We start from the raw sequence: 18532 nt of genomic DNA on the forward strand, positions 1-18532 counted from the left end.
AGACTCATACAAATTTTGTTACTTCTGCGAAAAAAAACTGACTACATTGCAAACTCGGGGCTTGTCGACATCAAACTGCGGCAAGACCCTGAGAAATCACAAATTGACACTACCGAAAAGCAATGACAGCGTATGAGAAATATTCGGACAGCTTTGAATATGAGTCAAATACTTAACGGTAGTGTCAAGACTATAACTATACAGGCAATTATTGAGTTGAAAGCAAGGATCGTCCATTCAAACCTTGAGGCGATCTCGCATTATTGGTATAAAACCCTTTGAGCTGCTCAAGTTGTGCAGCTGAGATTGTAATTACTTTCGGTAGTAAATACCATTGTACGCCTTCGCTGCATGGGGGAGTAGTTAATGAGCCTGCAATTGTGAAGTAATCTAAGTTTGCGGGATCTAGATCAGCAGGAAGCAATTGTGCAGGATTGATCTGTATGCCGGTACTTGCGTTTTTACCGTTTTCTTCATGTGGCGTGTTATTCAGAATGGTTCCAAATATGGGATTTTCATCACCAACATCAACTGCGACAGCTAGAACTATAATTCTTCCATCCTCATTAATATGAACATAATGGAGCTCCGCTGGAAAATTTTTATCCCCTACGACATGTTCACTAGGCTCATGAAAATGAAACTGAATCAAAGGAAAAGATTCTTCCCCAATCATTAATGCGCCCGTATAATCTTCGGTTGTATTAACCTGTACACCATGACCGCTATTAAAGAAAACCGGTGTATCAGTATCATATAAAACGGCAAGTTTGTTGAGAGGCTTTGTGTTGTTGATAGTTGCACTTGCAAGGTCAATCGGAGACTGATGCTTGCCAATACCGCATTCTCCAAAAGGATAGTTCAGTGGCACGTTTTGCGTTGTATCTTGAAGTGCCCACCAAGTTGACTGCTCATCATGACTCCAGTGTGGCGCCTCAGAAATAGCAACGGTTGCATAACATGTAAAAATTGTAAAAGCTACGTTTCTCAATATTTTCGTATTCATGAATTAACTCCGATTGCAAATAGTTTGGACTAGCAAGGGTGATTTCTACAATATTCAATCATTGATGGCTTATTATCCTGATTGGAGTTTTGAGATGATTGAGGAGAGCCTGTCTGCCCACTCGATGAATTAGATTGAGTGGTTTTTTTTTGTTGATTGGTTTCAGTCGATGATCTTTTTTGTTGATCCGGTTGAATCAGCAATTTTGATTTACTTTCCTCTGATTCAGCAAAACATGAAGCAACGCTTAAACTTAATGACACAGCCAAAAAAATTTTTATAAACATGATGTTCCTCTTTAATAAAGAAAGCATTTATTCACAATTCACACAGTGTGGGCTTGCACGTTACCACACGAATGTTGAGAAAATGTTAATAAAATGACATGAAAATGTTAATAATATGTCAACGAAAACAAATAATAGGAGCAATGTGGTTAGAATCTAAATGAGGTATGCCCTTGTCACAAATAAAAATTTAAGATAAATAAAAAGATTTTTCAGATTGATTTTTCTTCATTTGTGTTTTATTTCCGATCCAATACCGGATAATCCCGTAACGTTAAACATTCTGTCCATACTTGTTCTGCAGAATTAGAAAACTTTTATATATCATATTCATAATATGAAAAGACGAAATGGAATCAAAAGGCAAATGCAGTATTAAATATTGCGGGTGTATAAATTACACAACAATCTAATAGTAAAACTTCGGTGTTAAAGTAGGGATTTCAACGATTATCATGTAAATTTGAGGCTGTAAGCGTTTTAAGAAGATGCTGGATTTGCACGTCTGGTTCGGGCGTTGTACAACTGTCATGTCATAGCTTGATCAGGCTTAACTCATTAAGGGGAAAATCACCATGCTCGCGTTTCTCTTCTACGTCATTCTGTTCGTCGTTGTCATCGCTAGTCTGATTCTGGCGGTTCCTTTGTTGCGCCGTTATTTGGTCACCAATCAAATACTGAAAATTTTTCGCAAAATGTTGCCACAAATCTCGCAGACGGAGCAGGAAGCGCTGGATGCCGGTACAGTTTGGTGGGAAGGTGATTTATTCAGCGGTAAGCCGGATTGGAAAAAATTACTGGCTTATCCGAAGCCGCAGTTAACAGCAGAGGAACAAGCATTTCTCGAGGGTCCGGTTGAGCAATTGTGCGCGATGCTGGATGAATGGAAGATTACCTATGAATTAAAGGATTTACCACCGGAGGTATGGCAATTTATCAAAGAAAATGGATTCTTTGGCTTGATTATTCCCAAGCAGTATGGTGGTTATGGGTTTTCAGCATTGGCTCATTCCGAGGTGGTAATGAAGATCGGCTCGCGCAGCGGTACGGCGGCAGTAACGGTCATGGTGCCGAACTCCCTGGGGCCGGCTGAGTTGCTGCTGCATTACGGCACCGAAAGGCAAAAGGAACATTATTTGCCGCGTCTGGCAAAAGGTCTGGAAGTACCTTGTTTTGCGCTCACTTCACCGGAAGCAGGTTCCGATGCGGGCGCAATGCCGGATTTTGGTATCGTGTGCCGTGGTGAGTATGAAGGTAAAACGGATGTCTTGGGCATGCGGGTAACGTGGGAGAAACGCTATATTACGCTGGGGCCGGTCGCAACTATTCTCGGACTGGCCTTCAAACTATATGATCCGGATCGATTGTTGGGTAAAGAGGAAGATCTGGGCATTACGTTGGCACTTATTCCCACGAATACACCGGGTGTAAATATCGGTCGGCGCCACTATCCGTTGAATGGCGCATTCCAGAATGGCCCGAATTCGGGCAAAGAGGTATTTATTCCGATGGATTGGATCATCGGTGGCCAAGAAGGAGTCGGGCAAGGATGGCGCATGCTGATGAATTGCCTCTCGGTAGGGCGCGCCATTTCACTGCCGGCTACCAGTGTGGGGGCAGCTAAACTGGCAGCTCGTACCAGCGGTGCGTATAGCCGGGTGCGTACGCAATTCAAAACACCGATCGGTTATTTTGAAGGTGTTGAGGAAGCATTGGGGCGTATTGGCGGGAATACCTATATGATGGATGCCGCCCGTGTCATGACTGCCGCTGCGGTTGATCTGGGGGAAAAACCTTCGGTGGCATCAGCGATTGTAAAATATCATTTGACCGAGCGCGGACGGCAAGCAATTAATGATGCCATGGATATTCACGGTGGAAAAGGAATTTGCATCGGTCCGAGAAATTATCTGGGGCGCACTTATCAGCAGATTCCTGTCAGCATCACCGTTGAAGGCGCTAACATATTGACACGTAACATGATTATTTTTGGACAAGGTGCGTTGCGTTGTCATCCTTATTTACTGAAAGAAGTCAATGCGGCGCATGATAAAAATCCTGATAGTGCATCGTTGGCATTTGATGAAGCATTAATCGGGCATGCAAAGTTTATATTGCGAAATACTGCAAACAGTTTGGTGTATGCATTGTTTGGTAACCATATTAAGGATAATGCGCCGGAAAACGCTACACTGGAGACCGCGGCCTATTATCGTCAGCTGGCACGCTTTTCCGCCAGCTTTGCGTGTATTGCCGATATTGGACTCATGCGCTTGGGCGGATCGCTTAAACGTAAGGAAAGATTATCCGCCAGGTTAGGTGACATTCTGAGCATGCTGTATTTATGCTCGGCAACACTGAAGCGTTTTGAGGACGATGGTCGCCCCGACTCTGATTTGCCACTGCTGCATTGGTGCATGCAAGATGCCATTTATCGGATGCAGCAAGCATTTGATGAGTTTCTGGCCAATATTCCGGGACATTTTACCTTTGTCGGGTTGCTCAGAGTCTTGGTGTTTCCACTCGGCAAGCGCTGCAAACCACCGGCTGATGCGTTAACGCACGAGGTTGCCAGACTAATGATGGCACCGGGTGCCGTGCGTGATCGATTGACTGCCGGTATTCATGTACCGATTGCAGAACATGAACCGATGGCTGATCTGGAACAGGCCTTAAGGTGTGTTATCGAATGTGGGGCCATCGAAGCCAAGTTGCGCGAAGCTGTCAAGCTGCGCAAAATTACCGATCACGGAGACGGGCAGATCGCTCAAGCGCTACAGCTCAATGTAATCACTGCGGAAGAAGCAAGTTTGTTGGAAAAACTCAAGAATTTACGCAGCAAGGTCATTAAAGTGGATGATTTTAGCCCAGATCTTGAGAGTGAAACAAAAGCCCAGCGCAATGCTGCAAAGGGTAATTCCAATACAGCGATGAGCGCCAGAGGCGCTATCAACGCTAATTACACGATCAATAATAATGTTACGGATGAGGCGGATGGCATAAATAGCGTCAGCGCAGGTAACAGTACTAAAACCGCAAGCAGAAAAAAAAGCACTCCTGTGACAGAAGAATCCAAGACAATTGAAACGATTTAATAAGTTGAAATACCGGACAGCGGGAAAAGCACTGATGCCAATCGTTAGTACGCGGACACCCGGATGAAATCGGTGCCTACGGGGGAAATTATGCAAATTGAACACAATGGAATGAGCAACGTCATTCCTGTTGAGCAGGCAAAAACACTGGATGGTCTCTTCAAGGAACGTGTGCAGCGTTCGCCCCAGGCAGTCGCCTATCGTTATTTCGACGCGGTTAGTGACCAGTGGCGCAGCCACACCTGGGAACAGATGAATCAACAGATAGCCCGATGGCAAGTAGCTTTGACAAAAGAATCATTGGTACCCGGTGACCGGGTCGCGGTAATGATGAGAAATTGCCCGGAATGGGTCATGTTCGAGCAGGCGGCACTGGGCTTGGGGCTCGTGGTCATTCCGTTATACGTCGATGATCGAGTCGAGAATGCAACGTACGTCATCAATGATGCAACTGTTAAATTGCTGTTGCTGGAAAATTCGCAACAATGGCGGCAATTTCTTACCTTGCCGGATGAAATAGAAGGATTGCAACGAGTGGTCATACTCCGGCCTTTTGAACCGGATAGTGTTGATGCCTGTGATAACGTACGTGTCGTTTCTGCAATGGAATGGTTATCAGTGCACGCCCGCGAAGTTAGGCATATAGACAGTGACCCTGATTCTCTGGCCACGATCATCTATACCTCCGGCACATCGGGGCGTCCCAAAGGTGTGATGCTCAGCCATCACAATATCCTGAGCAATGCGTTCAGTTGCTTGCAAGTTGTCCCGGTATTGCCCGAAGATGTGCTGCTTTCTTTTTTGCCTTTGTCTCATACTTTCGAGCGGACCGCAGGCTATTATGTGCCTATGATGACGGGTGCCACAATTGCTTACGCGCGCTCGATTCCGCAATTGCAGGAGGATCTGTTGATAATCCGTCCGACCATAATGATATCAGTGCCGCGAATTTATGAACGGGTGTATGCGGGCATACAGGCGAAACTGGCTGAGGGTTCGGGTTTTACACGCGGATTATTTAATTTTGCCGTCGATGTGGGTTATAGCCAGTTTGAGTGCCAGCAGGGAAGAGGGTATCGGCGACTATCGCATGTGGTGTGGCCGCTACTAAAAAAATTGGTGGCTGATAAAGTGATGGGCAAACTGGGGGGGCGATTGCGCATGGTGATGAGCGGTGGTGCCGCATTATCGCCGCAGGTCTCTCGCGTTTTTATCGGTCTTGGTTTGCCGATTCTGCAAGGATATGGAATGACCGAGAGCAGTCCTGTGGTTTGCGCCAATCGGCTCGAGGACAATGTGCCGGCCAGTGTCGGCCTACCTATTCCCGGCGTGGAGGTCAAGCTGGGAGAAAGTAACGCATTGCTAATCCGTGGACCGAACGTGATGCTGGGTTATTGGAATAATCCGGAGGCAACCCAAGCAGTCATCTCATCGGATGGCTGGTTGAATTCCGGCGATATCGCATCGATTGATGCCCAGGGTCATGTGACCATCACTGGGCGATTGAAAGAAATTATTGTTTTATCCACGGGTGAAAAAGTGCCGCCGGCTGATATGGAAGCGGCGATCTTGCGCGATCCGTTATTTGAACAGGTCATGTTGATCGGGGAATCCCGTTCTTATTTGAGCGTGTTAGTCGTGTTAAATCCTGCCCGGTGGCAAGAATTCATGGCGCATTATGGTCTGGGCGATGATTTGACAAACGAGCAGCAACGACAACAGGCTGAGGAAATTTTGCTGGAAAAAATCACCCGCCAAACGAGTGAATTTCCCGGCTATGCCAAAATACGCCGTGCCGCGGTGGCACAGGAGCCTTGGAGCGTTGAAAATGGCTTATTGACACCGACCTTAAAATTAAAGCGCGCGAAGGTGCTGGAGAAATATAATTCAGAAATTGAAAGATTGTATACAGGTCACTGAAACTGATTATTTTTATCCAAACTTATTAACCGCAGAAAGCAGATCAAATGGCAAAAGATCACAGCAAGTTAGACAAAATAGTTCTAGAAGCGCGCCGGAATGCGGAGAAACGTGCGCAAGGCTATCGCGAGCAGGCGCTCAAACTGTTTCCTTGGGTTTGCGGCCGTTGCGCGCGTACCTTCGATCATAAAAACCTGCAGTTATTAGAAGTGCATCACAAAAACAGCAACCACGACGATAACCCACCCGATGGCAGTAACTGGGAATTGCTTTGCACCTATTGTCATGAACATGAACATTCCAAGCTTAAAGATTCGATGGGGCGTGATGATGGCAGACAGGCAGAAGAAATCGCTACCCATAATCCTTTTGCCAATCTTAAGGATCTGCTGAAGAAAAAAACATAATGCAGAAATCAATCCCGCGATTGTTTTTTATCAAAAGCAAATCTGACCCAAAGCGCATTGTATTTAATCAACAGACAGTTATAATGCGAATTTCAAGCCAACAGGAGCCTAGTCATGGTTAAGCTTACGGATGTAACTGGAATTGGTCCCATCACAGTCAAGATTTTATCTGAACATAAAATCAGAACAGTCGAAGCATTGGCCGCAATTAGTTTGACAGAGTTGCAAAAAATACCGGGGTTCAGCGGGGCGATAAGAGCACGAGCAGTAAAAAAATCGGCTGCTGAATGCTTGCAAACCAAACCGGTCAAACCGTTAACGACTACTGGCGGAGAGACGCAGGCAAAGGGCAAAAAAACATCAGGCAAAAAAGCTCCAAGCAAGATAGCGGTGACAAATCAGATTGTGAGTCAACCTGAACCAAGCCAGATTGATGATGAGAGCAAAAAGAAGAAACGTAATGACGATAAGCAGAAGGTAAAAGACAAGAAAAAAAAGGATAAAGATAAAAAGAAAGAAGGCAAGAAAAAAGGAAAAAATAAAAAGAAATCATAATTCCCTGGGCCTGATTAAGTGTCGTAACTGTGCCTCATGAGCGTTAGCTGAAATTACGCTGCTTCCGTAATCCAATATAGCCAGAGCCGCAGTGGTCAGCAATTTAGCGCAATTGTTGACGGGGGGCGGGTTCTGGGATAAATGGCAAAGTAATTGATCAAGGCCCGGGTTATGTCCGATGATGAGTAATGAATGTACTCCTTTGCTGTATTGCTTGATCAGTGCGATCAGATCGTTACATGATGCACCATAGATTTCTGGTTCAAAATTTACAATATTTTCAGGCATATTTAACGCGTTTACGACTAGATGGCAAGTTTGTTTTGCTCGTAATGCAGGAGAACAAATGATGCGGTCTATGGGGTATTGCTCGTGTTTTAACCATTGTTTTAACCATTTGCCCATTTGTGTGGCGGCTTTTATTCCGCGGCTGGCTAAGGGGCGATCGAAATCCGATCTGTTATCTTCAGACCAGTCTGATTTGGCATGTCGCATGATAATTAATTGATATTTAGGCATGGCTTTATTATGAGAGCGATTAATTGGATTGCTGTTTTTCGTTCCGGTATATTTCATTATGGATGAATCCTACGCTGCTGTTGATTTAGGTTCAAACAGTTTTCACATGATTGTGGCAAGCCAGGTGGATGGTCGTTTGCTGATTATCGATCGCATGAAGGAAATGGTTCGGTTAGCTTCGGGATTGAATGATAAGCAGGAATTGTCGAAGGAATCCATGCAACAGGCTTTGGAATGCTTACAGCGATTTGGTCAACGGATCCAAGAAATTCCACTTTTGAATGTTCGCGCTGTGGGTACGAATACACTTCGTCAGGCTCGGAATGGCAACGTTTTTTTGTCGCAGGCACACAGTGCACTGGGCCATCCGGTAGAGATCATAGCGGGACGTGAAGAGGCAAGACTGATTTATTTAGGTGTTGCGCACAGTTTATATGATGAGATTAACAAACGTCTGGTGATTGATATCGGGGGCGGGAGTACGGAATTAGTCATTGGCCGGGGTTTCGATACTTATGCAACTGAAAGTTTGTATATGGGGTGTGTCAATATGGGTCAGCGTTTCTTTGATGATGGTAAGATAAAAGCCAAGAAAATGCGCAAAGCCGTATTGTTTGCCATGCAGGAATTGGAATCCATTGAAACGGCTTATAAAAAGACAGGCTGGGATGTTGCGTTGGGTTCTTCCGGCACTATCATAGCAGTGCGGGATGTAGTGCAAGCGCAAGGTTGGTGCGATTCAGGCATTACCGCTTCTGCCTTGACGAAATTATTGGAAACCTTAATTGCGATTGGCGATAGTGCAGCGATTGATTTTGCAGGCATCCCGGAACGTAGAAAACCGGTTTTTGCCAGCGGTGTAGCGATTTTATACGGGGTTTTTGAGGCACTTAATCTGGAACAGATCAATGTCTCCGAAGGTGCATTGCGTGAGGGTTTACTGTATGACCTGATCGGCAGGATGCATAATGAGGATATCAGAGATAAAACCATTGAAATCGTTATGCAGAGATACAGTATCGATACCGAGCAAGCAAATCGGGTTAAAGATACGGCGGAGAAATTTTTCCATCAGGTGAAAACCGATTGGGAATTAGACGAAAAAACAGATCTGAAATTGTTGGTGTGGGGGGCGCTGATCCATGAAATCGGCTTATCCGTTGCGCATAGTCAGTATCACCAACATGGTGCATATTTAACCGCCCATTCCGATTTGGCAGGATTCTCCCGGCAGGAGCAAATCAAACTGGCGATGCTGGTGCGTAGCCATCGACGTAAATTTCCACTGGAGGAATTTGAATCACTGGCCCTTTCAGTAAAAACGTCAGTGATCAGGCTGTGTATTCTGTTAAGGCTGGCTGTAGTATTGCATCGTAGCCGCTCCAATAGCGGTTTGCCGGAAATTCATATGGATGTGAGCAAAAACCGCATTACTTTGGATTTCCCGTCAGAGTGGTTGGATCAGCACCCCTTAACATTCGCTGACCTGAATACTGAGCAAGGATTTTTACAGGCAGCTGATATTAAATTGATATTCAACTGAAGGGTATTCCTGAACATTTTTCATCAATGATCACAATAATGCTCCAGGAGAAGTTGTTGCGCAGAGCGTGGTTTCGAAGTGCCCGGTTTTGAGCGTTTATACGAACCATCACTTTGTAGCAGCCAGGCTTGTGTATTGTCGGAGAGATAACTTAATAATCCAAGTTCGATGACTGTGTCGCTGGTGCGTTTTTCTTCAATCGGAAAACAAACTTCCACTCGGTGATGCAAATTTCGTGTCATCCAGTCAGCGCTGGAACAAAATACCACTTCTTCATCATCACCGCCATTTTGGAAATAATAAACGCGTGTATGCTCCAGAAAACGACCCACAATGGAACGGACAGTTATATTCTCTGAAACATCCTTGATACCGGGGCGCAGACAGCATATGCCACGAATGATCAGGTCGATTTTGACACCGGCTTGAGAGGCTTTATATAACGCTACAATAATTTCCGGATCAACCAAGGCGTTCATTTTAGCAATAATCCAGGCTTTTTTCCCCTCACCCGCAGCACTGATTTCCTTATCGATATAGCTTAATATCCCTTTATGCAGCGTAAAAGGTGACTGTAAAAGTTTCTTTAATTTACCCGCCCGTCCCAAACCGGTCAATTGATGAAACAATTTGTTAACATCTTCACCGATAGCTTTGTCGCAGGTCAACAATCCATAGTCGGTATACAAGCGCGCAGTTCGTGCATGATAGTTACCAGTTCCTAAATGCACATAACGCCGTAAAGTACGGCCTTCTCTTCTGACAACCAAAATCATCTTGCTGTGGGTCTTATAATTAACCACGCCATATACCACATGTGCGCCAACTTGCTGTAATTCACTGGCTAGCCCGATATTGGCTTCTTCATCGAATCTGGCTCGCAATTCAATAACTACGGTGACTTCTTTTCCTGCGCGTGCAGCTATTTTGAGTGCTTCAACAATTGCAGAATCAATTCCGGTGCGATAAAGCGTTTGCTTGATCGAAAGCACGCCGGGGTCAACGGCTGCTTGCCGTAAAAAATCTATAACAGGTGTAAATGATTGAAATGGGTGATACAACAAAATATCACCATTGTGCAGGACATCAAAGATGTTGGTATTTTTGACTAGGCGCTTAGGAATGTTAGGTGTAAAGCCGGTAAATTTTAATTCCGGGCGGTCTACCAAGTCACAGATTGCCAATAAGCGATTCAAGTTGACCGGTCCGGTTACTCGATAAAGATCATTCTGCTGTAATTCAAATTTCTGTAACAAAAAAGAGCTGAGAGGATCCGGGCAGTTATCTGCGACTTCCAATCGCACTGCATCGCTAAATCTGCGCGAAGGTAATTCACCTTCGAGAGCGCGCAACAAATCGTCAATTTCATCATCGTCAATCAGTAAGTCGCTATTACGCGTAACTTTGAATTGATAGCAACCGATGACATTCATGCCAGGGAAAAGATCAGTGACATGTGCATGGATAATCGAAGAAAGCATCACAAAATCATGATTCTCTTCGCTATATTTGGCTGGGATGGCCACAACTCTCGGCAATGAGCGCGGAGCTTGAACAATGGCCATGCCTGAGTCACGTCCGAAAGCATCTTTTCCTTCCAGCGAAATGATGAAATATAGATTCTTGTTAAGAACCCTGGGAAAAGGATGAGCCGGATCCAGGCCGATCGGACTTAGCACGGGCAATACTTCTTCTTTAAAATAGCGATGTATCCAACGGCTGGTTTGCAGTTTCCATTGTGCGCGACGCAGTAGTCTGATTTTATCCTTAGCCAGCGCAGGTATGATCATGTTATTCCATACACAATATTGTTCCAGCACGAGCTGATGCGCGGTTTCACTGACGCGCGACAGTACTTCCGTCGGAGACAGGTTGTCCGGTCCCGTTTGCACCGAGCCGTATTTAATCTGCTGCTTTAATCCAGCTACACGTATCTCAAAGAATTCGTCCAGATTGGTACTGGCAATGCATAGAAACCTTAATCTCTCTAATAGCGGAAGGGTCTCATCTTTGACTTGTTCGATCACACGGCGGTTGAATTCCAGCAGGCTCAGTTCGCGATTGATATAAAGCGCAGGGTCTTTGAGGTCAACAGTATCTATCAATATGAATTGCTCGAGTTAATTATTGTAACTGGTCAATCGACCCCATTTAAGGAAAAAGATTAAGCGCTTAATTTTAGCTTAGTTTGTGCAAAACCGAATCGTTACTTCGGTGTTAGTTTTAGAAGTTTGCCGTTTTCCTCATCCGTCAGTAAATACAAGGCGCCATCTGGTCCTTGCTCTACATCGCGAAAACGTAAGGTATTGATTAATAATTTTTCTTCATTAATAATTTTTTTATTATTTGTTGATAACCGGACCAGATGTCGTCCTGCCAGTGTGCCGATAAACAAGTTGTCACGCCATCCCAGAAACTGCTTTCCAGTATAAAACACCATGCCGGAAGGTGCGATTGATGGAGTCCAATAGTGAATTGGCTCTTCAAAGCCTTGTTCCGCATGTTCATTCTTGATTGGAATGTCATTGTAATGATTGCCATAGCTGGCTTTAGGCCAACCGTAATTTTTACCTGGTTGCGGAATATTGATTTCATCGCCGCCTTTCGGACCATGCTCATGAATCCAGAGCTCGCCGCTTTTGGGATGTATAGCAGCACCCTGAACACTGCGATGGCCATACGACCAAATTTCCGGTTTGGCTTTTGGGTCGTTAACAAATGGATTGTCAGAAGGGACAGTTCCGTCAGGGCGGATACGGATTATTTTGCCAATATGGTTACTCAACTGCTGTGCTTCTTCCGAATAATCTCCACGATCACCCAGTGTGATAAAAAGATTCCCATCCGGTGCGAATATCAAGCGTGAACCAAAGTGTACACCGCCCTCAGTCTTCGGCCACTGGCGGAAAATTACTTGCAAGTTTTCCAGGCTACCGTTTTTTAGTTCGGCTCTGGCTACTGCGGTACTGGCTTTTGATCCTTCCGGCTCAGAGTACGATAAATAAATCAGATGGTTTTTAGAAAACCCCGGATCCAGCGCAATATCCAGCAAACCGCCTTGTTGTTGAACCAATACGGCAGGGATACCTTTGATTGGTTCGGAAACACGACCATCCGGTGTGATTATGCGCAATTGTCCAATTTTTTCTGTTACCAACAGATTACCATTCGGCATAAATGCCATACCCCAAGGAAACTGTAAACCTTCGGCTACTAACAAGACATCAAACTCGGTTTGGATACGTTGGGCTTGTGCAACTGGCAGTAAGAGGAAACTGAAAATCAAAAGCATAACGCTTATATTAATCTTTAGTGTCATTTTATTTTTAGGTGATTGGATTGCATAATGGTCTTCCAATGTACCATTCCCGCCAATTCATCTCAACTAATCTGCTTTTTCAGTTGCAAGTGAGGATCAAAATTGAAACTTTTGCAGTGCCTGGAGTATATATTCTGCAGTAGGGCGGGGAGCGAGTTGATTATCGAACATGGCTGCATTCAAAGCGCCTAATGTTCGCGCTTGTTCCGGATTTGTTGCGAGCTGAACTGCATGCGCAACGATATCATCCGGATTTGAGTAAGAAAACTGTTCTTTCAAGTGCGGGTTTGCGATTAACAAGTCTGGGTTATTTTCCAGAGGTTCACCGATAACAGCGACCCCAAGCGCCATGGCCAAGCCAAACTTGGAAGATAAGCAACCTGCAATACCTTGCGTATAAATAACAACCTTGGCGCGCGCCAAGGTTTCCAGATAGTTTTCTTGATCCAATCGTGGATAAAATACCTCAGCATATTTCTCCGGTAATGCTTTTTCGCTTGAAAAACCTGTGGCTGTGTTAAGTGAGGCTATACTGGAAAGTTTCTTGATAACCTGATACCGATGGTTCATGACCGCTGCATGGCGGGCATTCTGACGGAAACTGGTTACAAAAAAAATGTCAATATCTTTTGCAGTCGCTCGATGAGCTAAAATTTGTTCCAATGACTGAAAATTTTTCAGGTCGCGCAAACGAAACTTGGCATCCGTTAAATAATCCTTATAAGGTACATTATAATTAACACCGGGTCTAAATCCAAACAGCTTCGGAGTCAACAACAATCTGCGGCTAAGTGACAGGAACGACCCCGGTTTTATTGGAAAAAACTGTGAGACACTGAAAATTTTTCTACGAAAGTCCTTCAGTATGGGTGTGTACTCGATTTGATCGGGGTTATAGTTAACCTTGAAATAAACGTCAACGTTCTGTAGTAAAGGCAGATGATATCCGCCACTATGATTCGCAACGTTGACTGAATTGACATCATGCGTATCAATGCAGAAATACCATTCGTGATTTCCTTGCTGAAATTTGAAAAGTGCCATCGCAAACAATAAATGTTCCCAATCGGCATCCTGTATAGCGGGCTTCAAGCGTTTCGGAAGAGAATGTGCGATTCTGATTTGCAGTTTGCCGTTTCTTGATAATTCATCGAAGCCCTGCAGATAATAGCTTGCATAATAGGCGCGCGATGTGTCGTAGAAAGTAAGTTGCGCTTGGGTCATTTCAAATGGATAGCTAGAAAACGAATGTAAACGAACTCAAACAGCCCACTCAGTAACTTTAGTGCGCAACATTGTCAAAGCGGCAGTTTGCTGATCCGCTCCGGCTTGATGCCACTGATCCAGCTTGGCGCGCGCGGTATTGACTTCATGGGTCAGGTTCAGTGCGTGAAAATCAGGGGTATAAAATACCCGTGCAACCAGTGCACGCGTTGCGCCAAGCCGCGGATATTGAGCATAGATTAAATCGCTGGGTATTGGCAAACGGCTATCGTTAAGTCGGCCAATGCCTGCAAAACCATAAGGCACACCCGCTTCAGATGCAATATCAGTCAGTCTATCGAGAAAGCCGGAGGTTAGCACCTCAAAATGATTGGAGAGCTTCATATCCAAATACATATCATTTAAGCCGAAGTGGATCTCACCAATACCTGGAAGCTTGACAACTTCACGCAGACGAATAGCAGCTGCTGCCGTTTCAACCAATAAAGAGACAAAGGCACGGCCATCCACGAGTTCAATGAAAGTGGCCGCTTCTTTAAGCGTGCGAAACATTGGCAACATCAGCACGCTGACTCCTTGGTCGATCAAATAATTGATTTCATCGCGTGAGCCGGCATGAATCGGATTGATACGTGTAAATAACGCCGACTGCGTCAATTGATCACGGATAGCCTCCAGTTCATGCATCTGATGATTAGAAATCCATGCTTTCTTGGCATCCTGGCGATGCTCTTTACCCATTCTTTCCAGATCAAGGCCAATACGATTAATGCCGGCCGCATTGCCAGCGCGTGCCAGATCCGGATCATTGGTAAATAATGTGAGAACAAAGTCGCTGCCATAGCTCATGGAATGAAGTCCTGGGGAAAAATTGAAAAGTCTTACGGTTTCTTTATAGATTACTTGAATTGATAAGGAATTTTGTCGGTATCAGCGGGTAATCGCCATTCGTCCGGACCAGAATAAACATAAGGGTTATTAAAGTAGTTAATAAAGCTACTTTCAGAATAATCCAAATTTTGCAAACCGTGCCAGATACCAGGAGGAATAGTGATCAACGTGGGTCTCAAGCGACTCATGTGAAAGACGTTGAGTTGTCCCTTTGTCGCTGAATCAGCGCGATCATCATACAGAACCAGTTTTATCGCTCCGTTGATCACAAAGATCGTATCTATCTGAAATTCATGCATATGCCACGCGCTGATAGCACCGGGGCGCAGTATGGCATGAATCATATGCCGTATCTGTTCCGGACCAATATCCCATTCCGGACGGTAAAGCTCTGTGGTGATACCGTTGGATGTGATGATATTGGGTGCTTCGTGTTTTTTTACTCCTGCCAGTAGGGTGTTTGTCGATTCCCCTTCTGAAGTTACCGTCTGTTGATCTTTGATTGCGTCTTTTATTAGCATGGTTCACTCTCCTGCAGCTTTGTCGATAGCGAAATTGGTTTGCGATAATGGACGAGGCGGTATGCAGCGATATAATTATTATTTTTACGTACTTAAATTATACTTGATTCTTAAGTATAAGGCGCTAAGGGTTAATGGAAGTATATCAAATCGACGATGGTTATATTCCGGGAAAAGAGCTCATAAAACATGACATTTACTAGAATACGACAATGCGCATCCGTATTCCGCCAAACAGATTGAGCGGTGGCCCCGGTTCGTAATAGCGACCCAGTGCTGCATTGACGCGTGTATTGGCATTATATTGCGCATCGAACAGGTTGTTGATACCGAGAAACACTGAACCTTCGATCCAATTACGCTTCAATTCCCAGCCGAAGAGTAATTGTCCCAGATTATAGGCTGGATTGGTTGCGGTATTAATGTCATTGACATAAAACTCACCGACCCGATGCACATGCAATTGGCCGAAGAAACCAAAAGGGTGTGAGTAACGTAGTAGTCCTTCCCACCGGTGCGTAGGGATACCGGGAAAAACGTTACCCTTCAGGTTCATGTCGTTGACTATGTATTTTTCGAATGCAAAATCGGAGAATGTGTAACTGATTTCTCCCCGCAAACCTTGCCATTCCGGTGTGGCGAGACGTGCCTCCACACCCATTCGCCGTGATTGCCCGGCATTCCGGAAGAATGCACGGCCGGGCGATGAAGTTAACTCAAATGGTGTGATTTCATCCCAAGTACGGATAAAAAATACTGCGGTGTCGTACTGAAATCCTGCCGTGTTGCCGCGAAAACCAAGTTCATTGCTGAGCGATGTTTGCGCATTCAGATTCGGATTGAATCCACCTCTTCCTGCAGGATTGTTAAGTAATTCGGTCGTGGTCGGCGCTTCAAAGACGGATGCAATATGCGCATAGAGTTGCTGTTGATCGGTAAGATGGTACACAAGCCCTGCGGAACCGCTGCCTTGCGATACCGTGCGCGAGCCGGATTCATTTCCATCGCTTTTAAATCGATCTTTGACTTGATAATGCAACCAATCCCAGCGGCCGCCAAGTACCAGATCGAGCTTATCGGCAATATTCCATTCATTGCGTACAAATGGCCCGACGCTTTGTACACGCTCGATCTGACTTAAATTTAATGCATCGCGCATGCCAAAGTTGTTATTAAAGCGCTGTCGATCATCATTTTGTATGCCGTAATCGACACCGATCAGAAAACGGTTGGGACGGTTGAACAATTCATGATCGTTAACAAACTGCATCATCAACCCGCCCACTAGGCGATCAAATTGCACTTGCCCTCCATCGAAAAAAGGTTGACGGCTTTGAAAATCCCGATGAAGCATGTGTGCCGTCACGGTAAATTCTTTTCCGCTAGACAGTCTGTGACGAAAACGCGCACCTATATCTTCCTGCCGGATTTCTTCTCCAGCGTTGTATTGCACGTTCCGTGAGGAAGCTTGTCTGGGATTGTCGCGTACTTCGCTGCTGGTTAACGCGCCCGGATCTTTGGATAACGGTGAGTAAAATTCGCGAAATGCCAGCATCAAATCCGAATTGCTACTGGTTTGGAAATTCAGTTTGGCTTGTGAAGAAGTATTTTGCATTGCACTATGATTACGCCAACCGTCTTGCTGCAAATGAGAACCAAACAGGCTGTAGCCGAAATTTCCGTTGCGGCCTCCCATGAACAGTTCAGACTTCAGATAACCATACTGACCCAGTACCTGGCGCGGCATGATGACGAATTTTTCTTGCGGTGCTTCGCGCGTGGTGATGTCGATCAATCCCCCGGATGCATTGCCATATAACGCTGCCGAAGGACCACGTACGATATCCATGCGCTCAATCAGCGATGGATCGATCGAATCCAGTTGTGTTTGCCCATCCGGCAAGGTTTGCGGAATGCCATCCACGCGCATTTGAATGCCACGCACGCCAAATGGTGATCGTGCACCAAAGCCGCGAATCGCGATGCGTAAATCCTGCGTAAAATTAAATTGATTCTGAAAGAAAACCCCTGGGGTGCCGCGCGCAAATTCATCCAATGTCGCCCCTGGCTGAAAACTCTGCTGTGGGTCAGGTTTGATTTGCGTGATACTGTTGGGAATTAGTGCAGGTGAACGTTCACTGCGGGTGGCGGTAATGCTGATGGGATCCAGGATAACAGATGGGATGATTTTGGGTTCTTGCGCCCAGCTGGCATTCGTTAGCAGTAATAAAACAAGTAGTACGGCTTGAAAATCAAGCAAGTATCGCGTGCGCGAAAAATAACCCATTGAAAAATCTTAAGTGACAAATGCGATGATAAAAAGCATACACGCAAGTGTATCACTCTACTGCTCAGCATCACATTGCGGATAGCCTATTTAACACAAGTGACAATGTCATCAGTGATCCCCTGTACGTATGCCATTGCCCGCTGATGATTATATGCATGCCTATACGAATAACTGATCATTTATTCGAGATAAGTGAAGAGATATTCGATTAGGCTTGGGTCATGCTGTAAACACAATGAGTTCGATTACTGATCCATGATCGGTTGAATTTAGTTCTGCTCGGTTTTCAGAATCTTTCCGTAGGTATCTACTTGAAGTTCAAATTTTTTCCCTTCGGACATTATTTCCACTTCGTAACCTGTCACTGTCCCATCCGGGTTCATTACTTTCTCAGCTTCTTCAAGAGTGGCTTTTGGGTATGCTTTGGCAATGGCTTGAGCTACAGGTTCGGGCAGCGTTTCCATATCGATCGATTCTTCTTTCTGCAGAATCTCTCCATCGGCATCATACATAATTTCATATTCCCGGCCATTTTCTTTGTATTCAATTTCATAAACAGTTTTACCTTCGATCATCCCCTGCTCGAATTCTACTTCTTTGGCATTGGGATAAGACTTCTCAAAAGCTTCGAGTACAGTTTTGGGCACTTGATCTTTGCTCACTTCATTTTCGCTAGCATGCACCGGACCCAGTGCAATCCATAGCGTAGCCAGTATCATCGTAATTCGGAATTGCGTTTTCATTTGATCTCCTTTGGCTGAAACCAGATAGATACAACATAAAATCTGTTATTTTTTTATTACATTTTTTCGCTTTGATCGAAAAAAAATTAATGAAAAAATTCCATTACCTTTTCTCTACTCTTTAGCAAAAAGATTGTCAATACTTCAAGTATAAGAGGTGTAAACACTTTCGGTGACAACAAGTTTGGTAAAATTTATGATCATGAATCATG

General features: G+C 44.9%; 15 protein-coding genes. 5 read left to right on the forward strand and 10 right to left on the reverse strand.

From position 1 onward, the window contains the following. Positions 1 to 208: 208 nt before the first annotated feature. Entirely contained in the window at positions 209 to 1006 is a 798-nt protein-coding gene (locus CPG39_RS01200) for a carbonic anhydrase (RefSeq protein WP_096291665.1), read from the reverse strand. Positions 1007 to 1035: 29 nt separating this feature from the next. After that, the gene (locus CPG39_RS01205; RefSeq protein WP_096291666.1) at positions 1036 to 1293 is read right to left on the reverse strand and encodes a hypothetical protein; all 258 of its coding nucleotides are present in this window, start codon (positions 1291 to 1293) and stop codon (positions 1036 to 1038) included. Positions 1294 to 1868: 575 nt separating this feature from the next. Between CPG39_RS01205 and CPG39_RS01210 the strand changes: the two genes are divergently transcribed. The 4 genes from CPG39_RS01210 to CPG39_RS01225 all read left to right on the forward strand — a co-directional run bounded on the left by CPG39_RS01210 (position 1869) and on the right by CPG39_RS01225 (position 7270). Beyond that, the gene (locus CPG39_RS01210; protein ID WP_096291667.1) at positions 1869 to 4388 is read left to right on the forward strand and encodes an acyl-CoA dehydrogenase; all 2520 of its coding nucleotides are present in this window, start codon (positions 1869 to 1871) and stop codon (positions 4386 to 4388) included. Positions 4389 to 4451: 63 nt separating this feature from the next. Continuing rightward, positions 4452 to 6308: an AMP-dependent synthetase/ligase gene (locus tag CPG39_RS01215; protein WP_096291668.1), complete on the forward strand. Its 1857-nt coding sequence runs from the start codon at positions 4452 to 4454 to the stop codon at positions 6306 to 6308. Between the two features lie 47 nt (positions 6309 to 6355). After that, positions 6356 to 6715 carry a YajD family HNH nuclease gene (locus CPG39_RS01220; protein ID WP_096291669.1) on the forward strand — a complete coding sequence of 120 codons (360 nt, stop codon included), beginning with the start codon at positions 6356 to 6358 and terminating at the stop codon, positions 6713 to 6715. 114 nt (positions 6716 to 6829) lie between these two features. Beyond that, positions 6830 to 7270 carry a helix-hairpin-helix domain-containing protein gene (locus tag CPG39_RS01225; RefSeq protein WP_096291670.1) on the forward strand — a complete coding sequence of 147 codons (441 nt, stop codon included), beginning with the start codon at positions 6830 to 6832 and terminating at the stop codon, positions 7268 to 7270. On the opposite strand, the gene CPG39_RS01230 is transcribed toward CPG39_RS01225, so the two are convergent. Further along, positions 7265 to 7846: a SixA phosphatase family protein gene (locus CPG39_RS01230; protein ID WP_231990350.1), complete on the reverse strand. Its 582-nt coding sequence runs from the start codon at positions 7844 to 7846 to the stop codon at positions 7265 to 7267. The genes CPG39_RS01225 and CPG39_RS01230 overlap by 6 nt on opposite strands. 1 nt (position 7847) lies before the next feature. Here CPG39_RS01230 and ppx point away from each other — a divergent pair, with 1 nt between their 5' ends. Beyond that, a complete protein-coding gene (gene ppx, locus CPG39_RS01235) occupies positions 7848 to 9332 on the forward strand; it encodes an exopolyphosphatase (protein WP_096291671.1) in 1485 nt (494 codons plus the stop codon). 23 nt (positions 9333 to 9355) lie between these two features. Here the strand turns inward: ppx and ppk1 are convergent, their stop codons facing one another. The 7 genes from ppk1 to CPG39_RS01270 form a co-directional block, all read right to left on the reverse strand. Beyond that, the gene (gene ppk1 / locus CPG39_RS01240) at positions 9356 to 11437 is read right to left on the reverse strand and encodes a polyphosphate kinase 1 (RefSeq protein ID WP_197702891.1); all 2082 of its coding nucleotides are present in this window, start codon (positions 11435 to 11437) and stop codon (positions 9356 to 9358) included. A 101-nt stretch (positions 11438 to 11538) separates the two neighbouring features. Then, on the reverse strand, positions 11539 to 12624 hold the full coding sequence (locus tag CPG39_RS01245; RefSeq protein WP_096294218.1) for a PQQ-dependent sugar dehydrogenase: 1086 nt from the start codon (positions 12622 to 12624) through the stop codon (positions 11539 to 11541). Positions 12625 to 12747: 123 nt separating this feature from the next. Next, positions 12748 to 13875: a glycosyltransferase family 1 protein gene (locus CPG39_RS01250; protein ID WP_096291672.1), complete on the reverse strand. Its 1128-nt coding sequence runs from the start codon at positions 13873 to 13875 to the stop codon at positions 12748 to 12750. Between the two features lie 36 nt (positions 13876 to 13911). Then, complete coding sequence (locus CPG39_RS01255; RefSeq protein ID WP_096291673.1) at positions 13912 to 14724, reverse strand: aldolase/citrate lyase family protein; 813 nt, start codon at positions 14722 to 14724, stop codon at positions 13912 to 13914. Positions 14725 to 14774: 50 nt separating this feature from the next. Then, positions 14775 to 15287, reverse strand: coding sequence for a cupin domain-containing protein (locus CPG39_RS01260; protein WP_096291674.1), 513 nt, complete (start codon positions 15285 to 15287; stop codon positions 14775 to 14777). Positions 15288 to 15486: 199 nt separating this feature from the next. Next, positions 15487 to 17574, reverse strand: a complete 2088-nt coding sequence (locus tag CPG39_RS01265; RefSeq protein WP_096291675.1) for a TonB-dependent receptor family protein — start codon at positions 17572 to 17574, stop codon at positions 15487 to 15489. Between the two features lie 272 nt (positions 17575 to 17846). Further along, positions 17847 to 18320, reverse strand: a complete 474-nt coding sequence (locus CPG39_RS01270; protein WP_096291676.1) for a PepSY domain-containing protein — start codon at positions 18318 to 18320, stop codon at positions 17847 to 17849. Positions 18321 to 18532: the final 212 nt, after the last annotated feature.

Origin of the sequence: Nitrosomonas ureae (assembly GCF_900206265.1) — a bacterium.
Lineage (GTDB): Bacteria > Pseudomonadota > Gammaproteobacteria > Burkholderiales > Nitrosomonadaceae > Nitrosomonas > Nitrosomonas ureae_C.

Excerpts from the sequence above, each read along its gene's own strand:
- CPG39_RS01200 (WP_096291665.1), bottom strand. The coding sequence starts at position 1,006 with ATGAATACGAAAATATTGAGAAACGTAGCTTTTACAATTTTTACATGT.
- CPG39_RS01205 (WP_096291666.1), bottom strand. The coding sequence starts at position 1,293 with ATGTTTATAAAAATTTTTTTGGCTGTGTCATTAAGTTTAAGCGTTGCT.
- CPG39_RS01210 (WP_096291667.1), top strand. The coding sequence starts at position 1,869 with ATGCTCGCGTTTCTCTTCTACGTCATTCTGTTCGTCGTTGTCATCGCT.
- CPG39_RS01215 (WP_096291668.1), top strand. The coding sequence starts at position 4,452 with ATGAAATCGGTGCCTACGGGGGAAATTATGCAAATTGAACACAATGGA.
- CPG39_RS01220 (WP_096291669.1), top strand. The coding sequence starts at position 6,356 with ATGGCAAAAGATCACAGCAAGTTAGACAAAATAGTTCTAGAAGCGCGC.
- CPG39_RS01225 (WP_096291670.1), top strand. The coding sequence starts at position 6,830 with ATGGTTAAGCTTACGGATGTAACTGGAATTGGTCCCATCACAGTCAAG.
- CPG39_RS01230 (WP_231990350.1), bottom strand. The coding sequence starts at position 7,846 with ATGAAATATACCGGAACGAAAAACAGCAATCCAATTAATCGCTCTCAT.
- ppx (WP_096291671.1), top strand. The coding sequence starts at position 7,848 with ATGGATGAATCCTACGCTGCTGTTGATTTAGGTTCAAACAGTTTTCAC.
- CPG39_RS01245 (WP_096294218.1), bottom strand. The coding sequence starts at position 12,624 with ATGCTTTTGATTTTCAGTTTCCTCTTACTGCCAGTTGCACAAGCCCAA.
- CPG39_RS01250 (WP_096291672.1), bottom strand. The coding sequence starts at position 13,875 with ATGACCCAAGCGCAACTTACTTTCTACGACACATCGCGCGCCTATTAT.
- CPG39_RS01255 (WP_096291673.1), bottom strand. The coding sequence starts at position 14,724 with ATGAGCTATGGCAGCGACTTTGTTCTCACATTATTTACCAATGATCCG.
- CPG39_RS01260 (WP_096291674.1), bottom strand. The coding sequence starts at position 15,287 with ATGCTAATAAAAGACGCAATCAAAGATCAACAGACGGTAACTTCAGAA.
- CPG39_RS01265 (WP_096291675.1), bottom strand. The coding sequence starts at position 17,574 with ATGGGTTATTTTTCGCGCACGCGATACTTGCTTGATTTTCAAGCCGTA.
- CPG39_RS01270 (WP_096291676.1), bottom strand. The coding sequence starts at position 18,320 with ATGAAAACGCAATTCCGAATTACGATGATACTGGCTACGCTATGGATT.